18 protein-coding genes and 1 pseudogene are annotated in these 17059 nt (G+C 69.6%); 12 read left to right on the top strand and 7 right to left on the bottom strand.

What is annotated here, in order from left to right:
• Positions 1 to 220: 220 nt before the first annotated feature.
• Positions 221 to 976 (bottom strand): SDR family oxidoreductase, encoded by a 756-nt coding sequence (locus NON19_RS25080; protein WP_255931327.1) that lies wholly within the window; start codon positions 974 to 976, stop codon positions 221 to 223.
• Between the two features lie 270 nt (positions 977 to 1246).
• Between NON19_RS25080 and NON19_RS25075 the strand changes: the two genes are divergently transcribed.
• Entirely contained in the window at positions 1247 to 1417 is a 171-nt protein-coding gene (locus NON19_RS25075) for a hypothetical protein (protein WP_255931326.1), read from the top strand.
• A 230-nt stretch (positions 1418 to 1647) separates the two neighbouring features.
• Positions 1648 to 1821 (top strand): annotated as a pseudogene (locus NON19_RS33790) (helix-turn-helix domain-containing protein); the annotation flags it as partial.
• On the opposite strand, the gene NON19_RS25070 reads toward NON19_RS33790, so the two are convergent.
• The gene (locus NON19_RS25070; RefSeq protein WP_255931325.1) at positions 1791 to 1925 is read right to left on the bottom strand and encodes a hypothetical protein; all 135 of its coding nucleotides are present in this window, start codon (positions 1923 to 1925) and stop codon (positions 1791 to 1793) included. The pseudogene NON19_RS33790 and the gene NON19_RS25070 overlap by 31 nt on opposite strands.
• Before the next feature lie 99 nt (positions 1926 to 2024).
• On the opposite strand from NON19_RS25070, the gene NON19_RS25065 reads away from it, so the two are divergent.
• On the top strand, positions 2025 to 2390 hold the full coding sequence (locus NON19_RS25065; protein ID WP_255931324.1) for a hypothetical protein: 366 nt from the start codon (positions 2025 to 2027) through the stop codon (positions 2388 to 2390).
• A gap of 6 nt (positions 2391 to 2396) precedes the next feature.
• On the opposite strand, the gene NON19_RS25060 is transcribed toward NON19_RS25065, so the two are convergent.
• Together NON19_RS25060 and NON19_RS25055 are read right to left on the bottom strand one after the other, a co-directional pair.
• On the bottom strand, positions 2397 to 2963 hold the full coding sequence (locus tag NON19_RS25060; protein WP_255931323.1) for a hypothetical protein: 567 nt from the start codon (positions 2961 to 2963) through the stop codon (positions 2397 to 2399).
• Between the two features lie 64 nt (positions 2964 to 3027).
• The gene (locus NON19_RS25055) at positions 3028 to 3597 is read right to left on the bottom strand and encodes a hypothetical protein (protein ID WP_255931349.1); all 570 of its coding nucleotides are present in this window, start codon (positions 3595 to 3597) and stop codon (positions 3028 to 3030) included.
• A gap of 131 nt (positions 3598 to 3728) precedes the next feature.
• Here NON19_RS25055 and hemL point away from each other — a divergent pair, with 131 nt between their 5' ends.
• The 7 genes from hemL (at position 3729) to ccsB (ending at position 11632) form a co-directional block, all read left to right on the top strand.
• A complete protein-coding gene (gene hemL, locus NON19_RS25050; protein ID WP_255931348.1) occupies positions 3729 to 5048 on the top strand; it encodes a glutamate-1-semialdehyde 2,1-aminomutase in 1320 nt (439 codons plus the stop codon).
• A gap of 32 nt (positions 5049 to 5080) precedes the next feature.
• Positions 5081 to 5725 carry a histidine phosphatase family protein gene (locus NON19_RS25045; RefSeq protein WP_255931347.1) on the top strand — a complete coding sequence of 215 codons (645 nt, stop codon included), beginning with the start codon at positions 5081 to 5083 and terminating at the stop codon, positions 5723 to 5725.
• Positions 5726 to 5920: 195 nt separating this feature from the next.
• Entirely contained in the window at positions 5921 to 7147 is a 1227-nt protein-coding gene (locus NON19_RS25040) for a polysaccharide deacetylase family protein (RefSeq protein WP_255931322.1), read from the top strand.
• Between the two features lie 300 nt (positions 7148 to 7447).
• Positions 7448 to 8068 carry a TlpA family protein disulfide reductase gene (locus tag NON19_RS25035; protein WP_255931321.1) on the top strand — a complete coding sequence of 207 codons (621 nt, stop codon included), beginning with the start codon at positions 7448 to 7450 and terminating at the stop codon, positions 8066 to 8068.
• Between the two features lie 46 nt (positions 8069 to 8114).
• Positions 8115 to 8837 carry a cytochrome c biogenesis CcdA family protein gene (locus tag NON19_RS25030; protein ID WP_255931346.1) on the top strand — a complete coding sequence of 241 codons (723 nt, stop codon included), beginning with the start codon at positions 8115 to 8117 and terminating at the stop codon, positions 8835 to 8837.
• A gap of 3 nt (positions 8838 to 8840) precedes the next feature.
• Positions 8841 to 10559, top strand: a complete 1719-nt coding sequence (gene resB, locus NON19_RS25025; RefSeq protein WP_255931320.1) for a cytochrome c biogenesis protein ResB — start codon at positions 8841 to 8843, stop codon at positions 10557 to 10559.
• On the top strand, positions 10556 to 11632 hold the full coding sequence (gene ccsB, locus NON19_RS25020) for a c-type cytochrome biogenesis protein CcsB (RefSeq protein ID WP_255931319.1): 1077 nt from the start codon (positions 10556 to 10558) through the stop codon (positions 11630 to 11632). The genes resB and ccsB overlap by 4 nt, the downstream gene beginning before the upstream one ends.
• Positions 11633 to 11763: 131 nt before the next feature.
• On the opposite strand, the gene NON19_RS25015 is transcribed toward ccsB, so the two are convergent.
• The gene (locus tag NON19_RS25015) at positions 11764 to 13191 is read right to left on the bottom strand and encodes an alkaline phosphatase family protein (protein WP_255931318.1); all 1428 of its coding nucleotides are present in this window, start codon (positions 13189 to 13191) and stop codon (positions 11764 to 11766) included.
• 201 nt (positions 13192 to 13392) lie between these two features.
• Positions 13393 to 13821 (bottom strand): PLD nuclease N-terminal domain-containing protein, encoded by a 429-nt coding sequence (locus NON19_RS25010; RefSeq protein ID WP_255931317.1) that lies wholly within the window; start codon positions 13819 to 13821, stop codon positions 13393 to 13395.
• A gap of 177 nt (positions 13822 to 13998) precedes the next feature.
• Between NON19_RS25010 and NON19_RS25005 the strand changes: the two genes are divergently transcribed.
• Both NON19_RS25005 and mqnP read left to right on the top strand, forming a co-directional pair.
• Positions 13999 to 15456 carry a menaquinone biosynthesis decarboxylase gene (locus NON19_RS25005; RefSeq protein WP_255931316.1) on the top strand — a complete coding sequence of 486 codons (1458 nt, stop codon included), beginning with the start codon at positions 13999 to 14001 and terminating at the stop codon, positions 15454 to 15456.
• Positions 15453 to 16376 carry a menaquinone biosynthesis prenyltransferase MqnP gene (mqnP, locus tag NON19_RS25000; RefSeq protein WP_255931315.1) on the top strand — a complete coding sequence of 308 codons (924 nt, stop codon included), beginning with the start codon at positions 15453 to 15455 and terminating at the stop codon, positions 16374 to 16376. Before NON19_RS25005 ends, mqnP begins: the two co-directional genes overlap by 4 nt.
• A gap of 7 nt (positions 16377 to 16383) precedes the next feature.
• Here mqnP and NON19_RS24995 read toward each other — a convergent pair whose 3' ends face one another.
• Positions 16384 to 17004 carry a rhomboid family intramembrane serine protease gene (locus NON19_RS24995; protein ID WP_255931314.1) on the bottom strand — a complete coding sequence of 207 codons (621 nt, stop codon included), beginning with the start codon at positions 17002 to 17004 and terminating at the stop codon, positions 16384 to 16386.
• Positions 17005 to 17059 lie beyond the last annotated feature (55 nt).

Below are 17059 nucleotides of genomic sequence, written 5' to 3'. Positions count from 1 at the left end.
CGCACTGAAGGTGCCCGTCTTCGCGCCCAGTTGGGTCGATCGGACAGGCGCGCGTGTGCCGCCTCGCGGCCCCACCGGCCCTGGTCGCTCCACGGCGCAACCCTGATGGCCCGCCACCGAGCTTGCCGGTGGCGGTAGTTGGCCGCGCAACGGCCGGGCTTGGAGTGAGTGTCCCCTTGGACAGTGGAGAACCGTCGGACGGCCTTCCGGGCCGGGCGGGTCAGCCTTCGCGGTGCACCTTGTAGTTGGACGCCTGCGCTCGCGGGCGCACCACCAGGAGGTCGATGTTGACGTGCGAGGGACGGGTGACCGCCCAGTCCACCGTGTCGGCGATGTCCTGTGCGGTGAGCGGTTCCGCGACGCCCGCGTAGACGGCGGCGGCCTTCTCCTCGTCGCCACCGAAACGCTTCTTCGCGAACTCCTCGGTCTTGACCATGCCCGGGGCGATCTCGATCACCCGCACCGGCTCACCGCACAGTTCCAGCCGCAGCGTCTCGGCGATCACATGGGCGCCGTGCTTGGCCGCGACGTAGCCGCCACCGCCCTCGTAGGTGGCCAGGCCCGCGGTGGAGGACAGCACCACGATCGTGCCGTCGCCGCTGGCCCGCAGGGCGGGCAGCAGGGCCTGGGTGAGGTGCAGCACGCCGAGCACGTTGACCTCGTACATCCGGCGCCAGTCCGCGGGGTCCGCCGCCTCGACCCGGTCGGCGCCGAGCGCGCCGCCCGCGTTGTTGACCAGCACGTCACAGCGGTCCAGGCTCGCCGCGAAGGCGTCGACCGCCGCCCGGTCGGTCACGTCCAGCGCGTACGCCACCGCGTCCCGGCCCTCCTCGACCAGTTCGGTGGCGAGTTCCTCGACGCGGTCGGCGCGGCGCGCTGCCAGTACCACCCGGTAGCCGGAGGCGGCCAGCCGACGGGCGGTGGCGGCACCGATGCCGCTGCTGGCTCCGGTGACTACTGCGGTGCGGCGGCTCATACTGCGCGTCTCCCTCATGCGGTCCGGATCTTCGTTCGGCCAGCGTAACGCCGTGATCGACATACCTATGCCCGACTGATTCGGCGGTGCGCCGCCGGTGCCCAGCTCGCCTGGCGGCGGATCGGCGAACTGGCCGTCGCCGCGGGCCGGGCGCCCGGCAGCATCACCCCGGCCTTCTGCGCCACGGTCAACCTGAACGCCGATCCGGCTGGTGCGCGGGGGGAGTTGGAGGCGTATACCCGCGCGTACTACGACCGCGGGCTGGACGAAATGCGCATGTTTCAGCCGTTCTACGGTGGCTCGCCGGATGACTGCCTGTGCTGGCTGCGTGCGTACACCGAGGCGGGTGCGCGCCAACTGGTGCCGCGGATCGGCTCGTTGGACGCCGAGCGTCAACTGCGGCTGCTGACCGACGAGGTGTTGCCGGGACTGCGGGTTTGAGACGTACCGCCCCCCGTGACGGTCCCGCCGTCGTCTTCGGCTCCCCCGCGGGCGAAGACGACGACGGGCCGCGCGAGGGCAGCGGCCGTACGCCGCGTTAATGAGGGTTCCGGGTGGAGGAACGGTGAGGCAACCCGGTACGGCGTTGACGGGATTTTTCGACACGAACTAGGTTCGTGAGCTGCGGGGACATCCAGGCGGGACAAGGTGAAGCACACCATGGGACAGCCATGAAGCAGCCGCGGACGGACCCGTCGGACCATCAGGCGCGCCAGGCACTGGGCCAGGCGCTGCGCGGCATGCACCAGTTGTCGGGGCGCACGCTACGGGCCGTGGAACGGGACATCTCGATCAGCGACTCCACCCTGTCGCGCTACTTCCGCGGGAAGGCGGTACCCGCCTGGCCGACGGTGGAGAAGATCTGCGCCGCGCTGGGCGCAGACCCGGAGTCGGTACGGGAGTTGTGGGCCGCCGCGATGGCGGAGAAGAGCGGTACGGCGTTCGACACGGACGCGTCCGCCGGTCCCGAGCCGGACCCGGCGGCCGGTGCCCAGGACCGGCCGCGGGTCGGCGCTGGCGGCCCTCGGCGCCGGGGCGCAGCGGCTGGATGTGGCTGGCGGTCGGGCTGCTCGTCGGCTTCGCGCTGGGCGCCACGCTCACCGCGGCCTCCAACTCCGGTACCGGCACGGCGAAGCCGCCGCCCGGCCCGGTCAGCGTGGCGCCGAGCCCGGCGGCCACCAGCACTTTCTGCCCGTGGAAGTACGTGGTGACCGACGGCAACAACAACGACGTCCGGGTCTTCGACACGCCGCACCGCGACAGCATCATCGCCCGCTACTCACCCAGCGAGGTGTTCTACGCCCCGGAACCACCGGTCGTCGTCAACGGCATGATGAAGACGGCCCAGGGCTGGATCGGGCAGGGCAACTGGATCCAGCGCTACCACGGCGCCTGCCACACGGGCGGGCCGTGAGACGGCTCAGTCGCTGACGCACAGCACGCAGACCAACTTGCCGTCCGCGTCCCGCCCCGCCCAGCAGTTCGCGCTGTCCGCGCAGACTGGGAAGGCCAGCACGTTGGATCCGGTCTCCGGGTTCGCGGGTATCTCCACCCAGGGCACCGGCGCGGCGGCCAGTGCGGCCTCGGCGTGCTTCACGAAGGCGTCGAGATCGGGGAAGTCGGCCGACCGCGGCCCGCCGAACCGCAGCGAGTGCATGGCGGTCTCGTCCCACAGCAGTCCGATGTCCTCGCTGAGCGGCTGGTGGTCCTCGTAGGCGTCCTCGAACTCCGCCTCCGCGATGACTTCGGGCTCCGCCAGCAGCAACGCGGCCAAGGTGACGTGTCCACTTTCCGACACGCCCACGTACACCGGCCATCTGCCGTGCGGTACCCCGTCGCACATCGACCACTCCGCCGGGTCGGGCTCACTGAAGATCACGCTCCCGGCGACGGCGAGATCGCCGGCGCGCAGGAACTCCTTGGGAGACAGGCCAGAGTACGGCTTGTACTCGTCGGCCAGTTGTCGCAGCAACGTGTTGATGTCCATGGCCCGAATGGTGGCAGACCCCACTGACAACCGCCCCCGCCCCGGCAGGAGGCGGGCGGGGGAGTTACGGCCACACCAGGCAGTACATCTGATGCCCCGTCTCGTGGCAGCGTTGGGCGAAGTCCTGCCATTCGTGGAGCATTTGGTAGATCACGAACGCGTCGCGGGGGCCGCGGCGGTCGGGGACGGTGGACCAGATGAAGGCGGCGGCGCCCAGTTGTTCCTCGCCAGCCTTGCGGAGCGGTTCGACGACATTGACGGGAAGTTTCACCACGGCGTAATCGGGGTGAAGAACCACGAGTTCCAGCGGCGGCACCTTGGCCAGGGGTATGCCCTCGATGCCGGTGAGCACCATCGCCGCCATCGTTTCCGGCTTGACCTTGGTGAACATGCCATTGCCGAGCTCATCGCCACCGAGTTCCTCGGGGCGCATCGAGATCGGCACCCGGGCCGCCGTGGCGCCGTCGGGCGCGCCGAAATACTTGTAGGTCACCCCCACTCGGCCACCCCTGTTTCCACCCTCCGCGGCTCGCTGGCGCCCCGTTCCGGTGGGTCGGCGCCGTTTGCCGGTGGGGCGGGCGTGCTGGGGTTCACGGTCACCCGTCCCCTCGCCCAGTTCGCCACCTGGCTGCATTTCACTACCCGACCATTCGCAAGCCCAACCGCGCAACCCGATCATCGTCTCAGATACGAGTCCGAGACCTGATGATGAAACGCCCTCCCCGGCGAAACGGTTCAAGCCTCTGAGACCATGTGTATGTGAGCATTCCCTACGCGTACGAAGCACCAGTCTCGCAGACCCTCTTCGACCGGGCTGCCGCTGTGACGCCTGGTGGCGTGAACTCTCCGGTCCGCGCTTTCCGGGCCGTGGGTGGTACGCCCCGTTTCATGGTGTCCGGTACCGGTCCATACCTCACTGACGCCGATGGCCGGGAATATGTGGACCTGGTGTGCTCATGGGGGCCGATGATCCTCGGCCACGCACACCCGACCGTGACCGAGGCGGTACAGAACGCGGTGGCCCGCGGCACGTCCTTCGGCACGCCCGGGCAGGGCGAGGTCGAGCTGGCCGAGGAGATCGTGGCCCGGGTGGCGCCGGTCGAGCAGGTGCGGCTGGTCTCGTCCGGCACCGAGGCGACGATGTCGGCGATCAGGCTGGCCCGCGGGTTCACCGGCCGGGCGAAGGTCATCAAGTTCGCGGGCTGCTACCACGGTCATGTGGACGCGCTGCTGGCGGCGGCGGGTTCCGGCGTGGCGACTTTCGGCCTGCCGGACACCCCGGGCGTGACCGGCGCCCAGGCGGGCGACACGGTCGTGCTGCCGTACAACGACCTGGACGCGGTCCGGGCGGCGTTCGCGGCGCACCCGGGCGAGATCGCCTGCGTGATCACCGAGGCCTCGCCGGGCAACATGGGCGTGGTCCCGCCACTGCCCGGCTTCAACCAGGGTTTGGCCGATCTGTGCCGCAACAATGGCGCGTTGTACATCTCCGACGAGGTGATGACCGGCTTTAGGGTCTCCAAGGCGGGCTGGTACGGCATCGACGGGGTCGCCCCTGACCTGATGACCTTCGGAAAGGTGATGGGCGGCGGCTTCCCGGCGGCGGCGTTCGGCGGCCGGGCGGATGTGATGGCGCACCTCGCCCCGGCCGGGCCGGTCTACCAGGCGGGCACGCTGTCCGGTAACCCGGTGGCGACGGCGGCGGGCCTGGCGCAGCTGCGGCTGCTGGACGACGCGGTGTACCAGCGGGTGGACGCGGTGGCGAGCCAGGTGGCGGGGGTGGTCGGCGAGGCGCTGGACAAGGCGGGTGTGCCGCACCGGGTGCAGACCGCGGGGAACATGTTCTCGGTCTTCTTCACCGAGCGGCCGGTGACCAACTACGCCGAGGCCAAGGCGCAGGAGGCGTTCCGGTTCACCGCGTTCTTCCACTCGATGCTGGCGCAGGGCGTGTACCTGCCGCCGTCGGCGTTCGAGTCGTGGTTCGTCTCCGCGTCGCACGACGACGCGGCGGTCGAGCGGATCGCGGCGGCGCTTCCGGCCGCGGCGACGGCGGCCGCGAAGGCCACCGAGGAGGCCACCCAGTGAGCGGCGACCAGGACATCACCGTCGTCCACCTGATGCGGCACGGCGAGGTGCACAACCCGGACGGCGTGCTGTACGGGCGGCTGGCCGGGTACCACCTGTCCGAACTCGGCCGGAAGATGGCCGACCGGGTCGCCGAGCACCTCGCGGACCGGGACATCCGGTATGTCGTGGCCTCGCCGCTGGAGCGGGCGCAGGAGACGGCGGCGCCGATCGCCGCCGCCCACGAGCTGACCGTCGCCACCGACGAGCGGCTGATCGAGGCGGACAACGTCTTCCAGGGCAAGACCTTCGGCGTCGGCGACGGCGCGCTGAGGAGACCGGCGAACTGGAAGCACCTGACAAACCCGTTCAAGCCGAGCTGGGGTGAGCCGTACATCGAGCAGGTCGTACGGATGATGGCGGCGCTCGGCGCGGCGCGGGACGCGGCCCGTGGGCACGAAGCGGTGTGCGTCAGCCACCAGTTGCCGATCTGGGTGGTGCGCAGCTTCGTGGAGCGCCGACGGTTGTGGCACGACCCGCGCAAGCGGCAGTGCACGCTGGCGAGTCTGACCAGCTTCACCTACCGTGGCGACAAGATCGTGTCGGTGGGCTACAGCGAGCCCGCCCGCGACCTGGTCCCCGCGCATCTGCTGCCGGGCGCCAGGGCGAAGGGCGGCACGAAGGGGTACGGGGCCTAGCGGTAGCGGTTCCCTGAAGAACGTGTAGCGGCCGGATGGCGGTTTCCCGCCATCCGGCCGCTGTGTGATTTTCCGCCAACTGGCCAGGAACCGTGGGCCGAGGGGTGCCGTCTTATTCCGTGTGCGTGGGCAAAGCGCACCCACACAGACGTGGCGACGGCAGTAGGAACACGACCGCGGATGGCGGGAAACAGCATGCGTTCGATGACCCGAAGGGGCTTGCTCACTTTGACCGCGGGGGCTGCGATGGGCGCGGCCGTCGGTTGCTCCAGCACCAGTGGTTCCAAACCCAACGCCGCCGGGCCGCAGGGCGGGGCCGCCGACCCCAGCCAGCCCGCGGGCACGCCGATCGGTGACGGCTCGACCTCCGACACCGGGCCGCAGCCGAACCAGCCGACCGTCGAGCGGCTGGAACCCGGCCAGACGCCGCCGCAGTTCGTGATCTTCTCCTGGGACGGCGCGGGCGAGCTGGACAACGGGCTGTTCCAGCGGTTCCGCAAGCTGGCGCGGGACCACAACGCGAAGATGACGTTCTTCCTGTCCGGCCTGTACTGCCTGCCGGAGTCGAAGAAGCACCTTTACCGGCCGCCGAACAACCCGGTGGGCGCGTCCGCGATCGGGTACTTCAGCGACGAGCACATCAAGATGACCCTTGAGCAGGTGCGGTCGGCGTGGCTCGAAGGGCACGAGATAGGCACCCACTTCAACGGACACTTCTGCGACGGTCACGGTTCGGTCGCGCGCTGGACTCCGGCGCAGTGGGAGAGCGAGATCCAGCAGGCGGTCGACTTCGTCACCAAGTGGAAGACGAACACCGGCTTCACCGATGTGCAGTCGCTGCCGTTCGACTACCGCAAGGAGATGGTCGGCGGCCGGACGCCGTGCCTGCTCGGTCAGGACAACTGGTTGCCGACGGCGAAGAAGCTCGGCTTCCGCTACGACGCCAGCTCGCCCGGCGGACTGCAGATATGGCCGACGAAGAAGCACGGCATCTGGGACCTGCCGCTTCAGGCCATACCCTTCCCCGGGCGGAAGTTCGAGGTCCTCTCGATGGACTTCAACATGCTCTACAACCAGTCGAAGAACGCCACCAAGAGCGACCCGCGCAACTACCCCGGCTGGCGCCAGCAGGCGACGGAGGCGTATGTGCAGGGGTTCAAGCGGGCGTACGAGACGAACCGCGCGCCGTTCTACATCGGCAACCACTTCGAGCAGTGGAACGGCGGGATATACATGGACGCCGTCGAGGAGGCGCTCAAGCAGATCGCGGACGAGAAGCGGTCGGATGTGCGGTTGGTGTCGTTCAAGCAGTATGTGAACTGGCTTGACGCGCAGGATCCGAAGCTTCTGGCGAAGCTTCGGATGTTGAACGTGGGCGAGGCGCCGAAGGAAGGCTGGCAGGCCTACACCAAGACCGTCTGACCCGCAGGGGCTCCGCCCCCGCACCCCGGGGGAGTTTTCTTTGGGGCTCCGCCCCCAGGCCCCTGGCGGGGCTCCGCCCCTGCACCCCAGGGAGTTCTCTTTGGGGGCCTTGTTGGTTTATGTCCGGGTTCTTGGGTGTTCGTTCCCGTGCTCGTGAAGGGGTGCGCGTGGGCGCAGTCCCCGCTGGGGGCTTGGGAGTGGAGCCCCGATGGTCTGGTGTCCTTGCTGGTGGGGTGGGGGTTGAAGGGGAATGGCGGGGGGTGCTAAGGGGCGAGGGGAGGGGCATGCGAAACTTTTCACATGAGTCTGACGCGCCTCCCGCAATCGGGCCCCCGTCGCCGCGCCGCCGCCGCGCTGGCCACGGGAGCCGCTCTTGTGCTGGCACTGGCCGGGTGCGGCTCGGTCTCCGGGGGCTCCTCCTCGGGCTCGTCGGACACCAAGTTCGTCCAGGGCAACGGCCAGATCACCACCGTGCCCAAGGGCGAGCGCCCCGCCGCCCCTGACATCTCCGGCAAGTCGGTCGACGGTCAGCAACTGTCGCTCTCCCAGTTCAAGGGCAAGGTCGTCGTGCTGAACGTCTGGGGATCGTGGTGCGACCCGTGCCGCGCCGAGGCGCCCAACCTCGCCCAGGTCGCCAAGGACACCGCCAGCAAGGGCGTGCAGTTCGTCGGCATCAACATCCGCGACTACAGCACCGCGCAATCCAAGAGCTTCGAGCGCAGCTTCGGCATCACGTACCCGAGCTTCTACGACCCGGACGGCAACCTGCTGGTGAAGTTCCCCCGCGGCAGCCTGCCCCCGCAGTCCATTCCCACCACCCTGATCATCGACCGCGACCAGAAGATCGCGGTCCGCATGCTCACCGCGCTCACCACCGACCAACTGCGCAAGGCGCTCGACCCGATCGTCGCGGAGAAGTGACGTGACGCTCCTGGCCGCCGCCATCGACGCGCCCAACCAGACGGTGATGACCGGGGCGCTGCTGCTGGCCGTCCCGGTGGCGCTCATCGGCGGCCTGGTCTCGTTCTTCTCGCCGTGCGTGCTGCCGCTGGTGCCCGGCTACCTCTCCTATGTGACCGGCGTCTCCGGAGCCGACCTGGGCAACGCCAAGCGCGGCCGGATGGCCGCCGGTGCCTCGCTGTTCGTACTGGGCTTCACCGCCGTCTTCGTCTCCGGCGGCACGCTGTTCGGCGGCTTCGGGTACACGCTGCAGGAGTACAAGGGCACCATCACCGTCGTGCTCGGCGCGCTGACCATCCTGCTGGGCGTGGCCTTCATGGGGGTGCTGCCGGGCGTGTTCCAGCGCGAGTTCCGGCTGCACAAGCGCCCGTCGATCGGACTCGCCGGAGCGCCGGTGCTCGGTGTGCTGTTCGGGCTTGGCTGGACCCCGTGCCTGGGGCCGACGCTCGCCGCGGTGCAGGCGCTCTCCTTCAACCAGGCGAGCGCGGCCCGCGGCGCCCTGCTCACCGCCGTGTACTGCGTGGGCCTCGGGCTGCCGTTCATCCTCGCCGCGATAGCGTTCCGAAGGGCGCTCGGCGCCTTCGCGTTCGTCAAACGGCACTACGCCTGGGTGATGCGGATCGGCGGCGGCATGCTGGTGGTGGTCGGCGTGCTGCTGGTGACCGGAGCGTGGGACCGGATCGTCTCCCAGATGCAGACCTGGGCCACCGGCTTCAATGTGGGGATCTGACTGATGAGCACGACGGAGACCAGCACCGGCACCGGTGCGGACGGCGCCGCCGAGGCGCTGAGCACCGCGCCGCGGGAGGACGGCGGCTCCACCGGCGACGCCCCGAACCTGCCCAAGCTCGGCGTCACTGGCTGGCTGCGCTGGTTCTGGCGGCAGTTGACGTCGATGCGGGTCGCGCTGCTCCTGCTGTTCCTGCTGTCGCTGGCGGCCATCCCCGGCTCGCTCGTACCGCAGGAGGGCAGCGACCCGGTCAAGGTCTCCGAGTTCCTGAAGAACCACACCTCCCTCGGCCCGATCTACACCAAGCTGGGGCTGTTCCACGTCTACAGCTCGGTGTGGTTCTCCGCGGTCTACATCCTGCTGTTCATCTCGCTGGCGGGCTGCATCATCCCGCGCAGTTGGCAGTTCGTCGGCCAACTGCGCTCCCAACCGCCGCACGCCCCGCGCAAGTTGGACCGGATGCCCGCCTACGCGACGTGGCGCACCGACGCCGCGCCCGAGGAGGTGCTCGCCTCGGCCCGTGAGACGCTGCGCGCACGCCGCTACCGGACGGCGCCCGGCGGCGACTCGGTGGCCGCCGAGAAGGGCTATCTGCGCGAGGCCGGGAACCTGATCTTCCATATCGCCCTGTTCGGGCTGCTGATCGCGTTCGCCGTCGGCACGCTGTACAAGTCGGACGGCAACAAGCTGGTCGTCACCGGCGGTGGCTTCACCAACAACCAGACGCAGTACGACGACCTCAGGCACGGCGCGTTCTTCGAACCGGACAACATGGCCCCGTTCGGCTTCACGCTGAACGCGTTCCACGCCACGTACGAGGAGTCCGGACCGCAGAAGGGCACTCCGCGCAGCTACGCCGCCGACGTGACGTACTTCGGCCCGGACGGCAAGAGCCACCAGCGGACCATCCACGTCAACGACCCGCTGAACGTGGCGGGCAACAAGGTCTATCTGACCTCGCACGGCTACTCGATGGTGGTGACGGTCCGGGACGGCCAGGGCAACGTGGCCTACAGCGGCCCGGTGCCGTTCCTGCCGCTGGACGGGAACGTCACCTCGCAGGGCGTCGTCAAGGTGCCGGACGCGGTGGGCAAGGACGGCAAGCGCGACCAGCTGGGCTTCGCCGGACTGTTCACCCCCACCACGGTGATCGATCCGGTGAACGGTCCGCACTCGGTCTTCCCGGCGCTGGAGCGCCCCGCCCTGTTCATCACCGGCTACCACGGTGACCTGGGCATGGACAGCGGTCTGGCGCAGAACGTCTACACGCTCGACACGACCAACAAGAACCTCAAGCAGTTCACGGACGACAAGGGCAATCCGGTCCGCAAGCTGATGGTGCCCGGCGACACCTGGACGCTGCCGAACGGCGCCGGGTCGATCACCTTCAACCGCATCGACCAGTGGGCCAACTTCGAGGTCGTCCACCAGCCGGGCAACTCGCTCGCCCTCGGCAGCGCCGTGTGCATGCTGCTCGGGCTCGCCGGTTCGCTGTTCATCCAGCGCCGCCGGGTGTGGGTACGGGCCCGGCGCACGGACGACGGCCGCACCCTCGTCGAACTGGCCGGGCTCGGCCGTAGCGAGTCGCCGAAGGTCGCCGAGGAACTGGCGGTGCTGGTGTCGGCGGTACACGCCAAGGCGCCCACCGCGGCCGAAGAACCGCAAGAATCCCAGCCGGATTCCCTGTCAGATGGGGACCACTCGGACAAGGAGCAGTCGTGACCATCGCTGCCGGGGTCAACGAGAGCTTGGCCAGTATCAGCAACTACCTGGTGTATTCGGCGATCACCGTCTACACCCTGGCCTTCCTCGCCCATATCGCCGAGTGGACCTTCGGTAGCCGCAGCCGGGTGGCGCGCACCGCCCGGGCGGTCACCGAGTCGGCCGCCGCGCCCGCCGCTCCGGCGGTACGGGTGGCGCGGCGCGGCGGCGGTACGACCGTGCTGGAGCGTCCGCAGGTGGTGACCCGGGACGGTTCCGAGGACCGGGGCGCGATCGACGGTCCGGGCGCCGCGGGCGGCAGCGAGCAGGGCGACCTGTATGGGCGGATCGCGATCTCGCTGACCGTGCTGGCCTGGCTGCTGCACTTCGGCGGGGTGGTGGCCCGCGCGCTGTCCGTGCAGCGGGCGCCGTGGGGCAACATGTACGAGTTCTCCACGACGTTGGGCCTGGTCGCGGTCGGCCTCTACCTGTTGCTGCTGGCGCTCGGCAAGAACGTGCGCTGGGTGGGTCTGTTCCTGACCACCACGGTGCTGCTGGACCTGGGCCTTGCGGTCACCGTGCTGTACGCCGACTCCGACCAGCTGGTGCCCGCGCTGCACTCGTACTGGCTGTGGATCCACGTCAGTTGCGCGATCATCTGCGGCGCCGCGTTCCACCTGGGCGCGCTGGCCACCTTCCTCTACCTGTTCCGTGACGGGTACGAGGTGCGGCAGGCGCAGGGGCGGGTCGGCAGGCTGGACTCCATGCTGGAGCGGCTGCCCGCCGCGGCGACGCTGGACAAGTTCGCGTACCGGATCAACGCGGCGATCTTCCCGCTGTGGACGTTCACCATCATCGCGGGATCGATCTGGGCCGAGTCGGCATGGGGCCGGTACTGGGGTTGGGACCCCACGGAGACCTGGTCGTTCATCACCTGGGTCGCGTACGCGTGCTACCTGCACGCCCGGGCCACCGCGGGCTGGAAGGGCCGCAAGGCGGCCTACCTCTGCCTGATCGCCTTCGGCTGCTTCCTGTTCAACTACTACTGCGTCAACATCTTCATCGTCGGCAAGCACAGCTACGCCGGGCTGTAAGCCCGGCTCGCAAGGGTCCGGGGGCGAAGCCCCCGGACCCCGGTGGGGGCACGAGTAGCCGGGGCTCCGCGCCCAGCCCCCGTTTCCCCGGAGGGGGCTTGGGGGCGAAGCCCCCGACGGAAAAGAAATCCCTACCGCCGGTGCCGGTGGCCCGGTTCCTGGTGGGGTGGGGTCTGGCTCGCGCCCGGCAGCGCTGGCTTGGGGAGATGGGCCACCTCCCATTCCGCCTCGGCGAGTTGCTCCGCCGTGTTCGTGGGCAGGCGCGGCGGCCGGGAGGCCGCGGAGTCGAAGCCGAACGCGGACGTCAGATCGCCGAACGTACGGCGCCGCCACCGGCTGATGTTGGGCTCGGTCACCCCGGTGAACCGCTCAAGGAACCGCAGCACCGAGGTGTGGTCGAACGCCTCACCGGCCGCCCAACCCCCCACCGTCCAGGGCGAGATGATGATGCACGGCACCCGGAAGCCCGCACCGACGGGCAGCCCGTCGATGAACTCGTCCGGTGTGCCGGGCTTCGGCGTGGGCGGCGGAACGTGGTCGAACAGGCCGTCGTTCTCGTCGTAGTTGAGGATGAACGCGGTCTTCGCCCACACCTTCGGGTTCGAGGCGATCGCCTCGATCTTCGAGGCGACGAAGTCCGCGCCCGCCGCGGGCAGGTAGTCCGGATGCTCGGACTGGTAGCTGGTCGGAATGATCCAGGAGACCGCGGGCAACTGGTCGGCGCGCGCGTCCTCCTCGAACGTGCCCGCGGGTCGGAACCGCATGCCGCGCTCGTAGAGCGGGTCACCGGGCTTGGCGTCCTGGAAGACCTGGAAGTTCTCCAGCATGTTGCAGCCGTAGTTGTCCAGCTCCTGGTACACCTGCCAGCTGATCCCGGCGTCCTCCAGCCGCTCCGCGTAGGTGGTCCAGCGGTACGGCGACGGCGCGTCGTTGGTGATGATCGGGCCGCCGTGGGTGCCGTTGGGGTCGTTGGTGCCGGTCATCCAGTACAGCCGGTTGGGCCAGGTCGGGCCGAACACCGAGCAGAAGTAGTTGTCGCAGATGGTGAACGTCTCCGCGAGGGCGAACTGGAACGGGATGTCCTCGCGGGTGTGGTAGCCCATCACATACGGGCCGTTGGCGCCGTCCGCCGCGCGGTGCGCGGGCAGCCACCTGTCCATCCGGCCGTGGTGCCACGCCCGGTGCTGCACCTCCCAGGCGTGCGAGGTGGACGGGATCGCCTGGGCGCTGGACTTGTGGGTGTTGAGGTGGAAGGGGAGCAGATATCCGTCGGGGTTCTCCGCGTCCGGCTGGTAGAACACCGAACGGCCGGTGCTCAGCCGCAGCGCGTCGGGGTCCGCGAACCCCCGTACGCCCTTGAGGGTGCCGAAGTAGTGGTCGAAGGACCGGTTCTCCTGCATCAGCAGGACGACGTGTTCGATGTCCGCCAGCGAGCCGTGCCGGGCCGGTCCGGCAGCGACCGCCCGCTGGACGCTCGGCGGCAGTAGGGACAGCGCCGCGGCGCCGCCGAGTGCGCCCGCCGCCGAGCCGAGGAGTCTGCGTCGGGTGATGTCGGGCATGGGTATCCCTCTCCCTCGAATCGCGTACGCCCTCTCCGGGCCTTCGCCGACTCTCCTGCGCCGATCGGATCGGAGGGAGGAGCAGTTGCGTTAACTATGCAGCAATTGACCGTGTACGGATGAGGCTTTGGGCATGGCTCGGCGTGTCGCATGGGCACCACGGCGACCGGCGGTGCGCGGGCACCAGTGGTGTGCTGGACGTCAGGGAGCGGCGGGTGAGGCGTCGTCAGGTCCGGAGCCGCCGTTCTGCTTGCGGCGCAGCTCCTCCTCGCGGCGGCGCAGGTCGGCCTCCCACTCCTTGAGCATGGCCTCGTCCCGCTTGTTCGCCAGGCTCAACGAGCGCAGGAACTCGGGGTTGTCGTCCGGCGCGACCCAGTGCGCCTCCTCGGCGGCAGCCGTACCGAAGCCCGCGCCGTCCGCCATCGGGCCACCGTGTCGCAGCCCCGCGCGCGGGCGCCCGGCGGCCAGCCAGGCGATCGGCCCGATCAGCACCTCCCCGAACAGCAGGATGATGAGCACCCACACCACCTTGGGCAGGTTGCGCACCTGCTGCTCCGGTGTGTTCAGGCAGTCGACGAACGCGAAGATCCACAGCGCGAGCAGCAGCAGGACGGGCAGATACCTGATCATGCCGACGCGGTCCCCCTGAGTACGGCGATGGGCCGCGGACGGCCCAGTGACGGATCAAGGGTAGACCTCGCGGGCCGCCCTCGCGCCGTCCATGGCGCACGTGCCGATCAGCGCGCTGAACGCCGTGCCGTGCGCCCGGCGGCAAGCGGCCGGACCCCATGGCGGATACTGGAACGCATGGCTTACGACGATCTCCGCTCGTTCCTGCGGGCGCTGGAGCGGGACGGTGACCTCAAGCGCGTCAAGGTCGAGGTGGACCCCCATCTGGAGGTCGGCGAGATCGTCGATCGGGTGAACAAGGCGGGCGGCCCGGCCCTGCTGTTCGAGAACGTGCGCGGCTGCGCCATGCCGTTGGCGATGAACGTCTACGGCACCGACCGCCGACTGCTCAAGGCGCTCGGGCTGAAGTCGTACGACGACATCAGCGAGAAGATCGCGGGCCTGCTCAAGCCCGAACTGCCGCACGGCTTCACCGGTGTGCGCGAGGCGTTCGGCAAGCTCGCCGGGATGACGCACGTACCGCCGAGGAAGGTCAAGCCGGGCGACGCGCCGGTGCAGGAGGTCGTGCTCACCGGCGACCAGGTGGACCTGGAACGGCTGCCCGCGCTGTTCACCTGGCCGCAGGACGGCGGCTCGTTCTTCAACCTGGGTCTCACCCACACCAAGGACCCGGAGACCGGGGTGCGCAACCTGGGCCTGTACCGGTTGCAGCGGCATGACGCGCGGACCATCGGCATGCACTGGCAGATCCACAAGGACAGCCGCAACCACTACCAGGTCGCCCAGCGGCGCGGCGAACGACTGCCGGTGGCCATCGCGTTCGGCTGTCCGCCCGCGGTGACGTACGCGGCCACCGCGCCGCTGCCCGGTGACATCGACGAGTACCTCTTCGCCGGGTTCGTCCAGGGCAAGCGGGTGGAGATGGTGGACTGCAAGACGGTCCCGCTCCAGGTCCCGGCCGCCGCCGAGGTGGTGCTGGAGGGCTGGCTGGAGCCCGGAAGGACGCTGCCCGAGGGGCCGTTCGGCGACCACACCGGCTTCTACACCCCGCAGGAGCCGTTCCCGGCGCTGACCATCGACTGTGTGACGATGCGTCGGCGACCGCTGCTGCAGTCGATCGTGGTGGGCCGCCCGCCGACCGAGGACGGTCCACTGGGCAAGGCCACCGAACGTTTCTTCCTGCCGCTGCTGAAGGTCATCGTCCCGGACATCGTCGACTACGACCTGCCCGAGGCGGGCGGCTTCCACAACTGCGCGATCGTCTCGATCGACAAGAAGTACCCCAAGCACGCGCAGAAGGTGATGCACGCCATCTGGGGAGCGCACATGATGTCGCTCACCAAGCTGATCATCGTGGTCGACTCGGACTGCGATGTGCACGACTACCACGAGGTCGCCTGGCGGGCGTTCGGCAACACCGACTACAGCCGCGACCTGACCGTGGTCGAAGGTCCCGTCGACCACCTTGACCACGCCTCCTACCAGCAGTTCTGGGGCGGCAAGGCGGGCATCGACGCGACCCGGAAGCTGCCCGAGGAGGGCTACACCCGCGACGGTGGCTGGCCGGAGATGGTCGTCTCCGACCCGGAGACCGCGGCGCGGGTGACCCGGCGATGGAAGGAGTACGGGCTGTGAGCGTTGAGTCGGCGGCCCCGGATCTGTTCGGACCGGAGCCCGCGCCGCCCGGCAAGGTCAAGGCGTTCCTGCGGCTGGTGATGATCGAGCACTCGGTCTTCGCCCTGCCGTTCGCCTACATCGCCGCGCTCACCGCCATGCAGGCGCGGACCGCCTCCATCCACTGGTGGCAGCTGTTCCTGGTGACCGCCGCCATGGTGGGGCTGCGTACCTTCGCGATGGCCTGCAACCGGATCATCGACCGGGAGATCGACGCCCGCAATCCGCGCACCGCGGGCCGGGAACTGGTCACCGGCGTGGTCTCGGTGCGCTCGGCGTGGACCGGCGCGCTGATCGCCCTGGTGGTCTTCCTGGGCGCCGCCGCGTCGCTGAACACGCTGTGCCTGTACCTGGCGCCGCTGGCCGTGGTGCCGATGGTGGTCTATCCGTACGGGAAGCGGTTCACCAACTTCCCGCACGCCATCCTCGGTCTCGCCCAGGCGATCGGCCCGATCGGCGCATGGCTCGCGGTGACCGGCAGGTGGTCCTGGGACGCGGTGATCCTGGGGCTCGCGGTGGGCGTGTGGATCGGCGGCTTCGACCTGATCTTCGGCTGCCAGGACGTGGCGGCCGACCGGGCGCACGGTGTGAAGTCGGTACCGGCCCGGTTCGGCATCGCGGCCGCGCTGTACGGCGCCCGGGTCTGCCATGTGGTGACCACGGCCCTGCTCGCCTGGTACGGGGCCGCCTCCGGTGCCGGGACGTTCTGGTGGATCGGCCTGCTGATCGTCGCCGTCGCGTTCTGCTACGAGCACTCGATCGTCAAGCCGGGCGACCTGTCCAGGCTGAACCGGGCGTTCTTCACGGTCAACGGGTTCATCGGCATCGCGCTGTTCTTCTGCGCGCTGCTCGACCTGCTGACCCGCGGGCTCGCCGCCTGACGCACCGTCAGATTCGGGCGGACGGTATGAGCTCGCCGGACCGGCGCTCCCGGAACAGGAACGCCGCGACCACACCGCCCACCAGCCCGAACAGATGCCCCTGCCAGGACATCCCGGCCGCGTTCGGCAGCACGCCCCACAGGATCGAGCCGTAGAGCACCGCCACCACCACGCCCAGCGCGATGTCCAGCGGCCGCCGGTCCACGAACCCGCGCACCACCAGATACGCGAACAGCCCGAAGATCAGGCCGGACGCCCCCGCCGTATTGGTGCCGGACGGTGCCACCAGCCACACGCCCAGCCCGCTGACGACGATGATCAGCAGGGATATTGCGAGGAACCGGCCTATGCCGCGCAGCGCGGCGAGGAAGCCGAGGACCAGCAGCGGCAGGCTGTTCGCCGCCACGTGCCCGAAGCCGAAGTGCACGAACGCCGCCGGGATGATGTCGACAAGACCGCGGGCCTGCCGGGGCACGATCCCGAAGTGGTCCAGCGCGCCGTGCGACACCGCGTCCACGGCCTCCAGCACCCACAGCAGCGCCACCCAGCCCGCCATGAGCGCGCCCGCCGCGACGACGTTCGTCAACCCGCCGCCCCGCGGGCGCACCGCCTTCGTATACGTCACCATCTCGCCGCCCCCTTGGTCCCCCCGCAGCCCCGTCATCTCCTGCGCCCCGGCCCGG

Source organism: Streptantibioticus rubrisoli, from assembly GCF_024436055.1.
Lineage (GTDB): Bacteria > Actinomycetota > Actinomycetes > Streptomycetales > Streptomycetaceae > Streptantibioticus_A > Streptantibioticus_A rubrisoli.
Note: the sequence above shows the minus strand (reverse complement) of the source record. Positions and strands in the feature narration are given on the sequence as shown.

What these genes read in the sequence shown, in the direction of transcription:
- NON19_RS25060 (WP_255931323.1), bottom strand. Translation starts at nt 2,963, where the DNA reads ATGGACATCAACACGTTGCTGCGACAACTGGCCGACGAGTACAAGCCG.
- NON19_RS25030 (WP_255931346.1), top strand. Translation starts at nt 8,115, where the DNA reads ATGACCGGGGCGCTGCTGCTGGCCGTCCCGGTGGCGCTCATCGGCGGC.
- NON19_RS25015 (WP_255931318.1), bottom strand. Translation starts at nt 13,191, where the DNA reads ATGCCCGACATCACCCGACGCAGACTCCTCGGCTCGGCGGCGGGCGCA.
- NON19_RS25040 (WP_255931322.1), top strand. Translation starts at nt 5,921, where the DNA reads ATGCGTTCGATGACCCGAAGGGGCTTGCTCACTTTGACCGCGGGGGCT.
- NON19_RS25010 (WP_255931317.1), bottom strand. Translation starts at nt 13,821, where the DNA reads ATGATCAGGTATCTGCCCGTCCTGCTGCTGCTCGCGCTGTGGATCTTC.
- NON19_RS25075 (WP_255931326.1), top strand. Translation starts at nt 1,247, where the DNA reads ATGCGCATGTTTCAGCCGTTCTACGGTGGCTCGCCGGATGACTGCCTG.
- NON19_RS25045 (WP_255931347.1), top strand. Translation starts at nt 5,081, where the DNA reads ATGCGGCACGGCGAGGTGCACAACCCGGACGGCGTGCTGTACGGGCGG.
- NON19_RS25035 (WP_255931321.1), top strand. Translation starts at nt 7,448, where the DNA reads ATGAGTCTGACGCGCCTCCCGCAATCGGGCCCCCGTCGCCGCGCCGCC.
- resB (WP_255931320.1), top strand. Translation starts at nt 8,841, where the DNA reads ATGAGCACGACGGAGACCAGCACCGGCACCGGTGCGGACGGCGCCGCC.
- NON19_RS24995 (WP_255931314.1), bottom strand. Translation starts at nt 17,004, where the DNA reads ATGGTGACGTATACGAAGGCGGTGCGCCCGCGGGGCGGCGGGTTGACG.
- NON19_RS25065 (WP_255931324.1), top strand. Translation starts at nt 2,025, where the DNA reads ATGTGGCTGGCGGTCGGGCTGCTCGTCGGCTTCGCGCTGGGCGCCACG.
- NON19_RS25080 (WP_255931327.1), bottom strand. Translation starts at nt 976, where the DNA reads ATGAGCCGCCGCACCGCAGTAGTCACCGGAGCCAGCAGCGGCATCGGT.
- NON19_RS25005 (WP_255931316.1), top strand. Translation starts at nt 13,999, where the DNA reads ATGGCTTACGACGATCTCCGCTCGTTCCTGCGGGCGCTGGAGCGGGAC.
- NON19_RS25055 (WP_255931349.1), bottom strand. Translation starts at nt 3,597, where the DNA reads ATGCAGCCAGGTGGCGAACTGGGCGAGGGGACGGGTGACCGTGAACCC.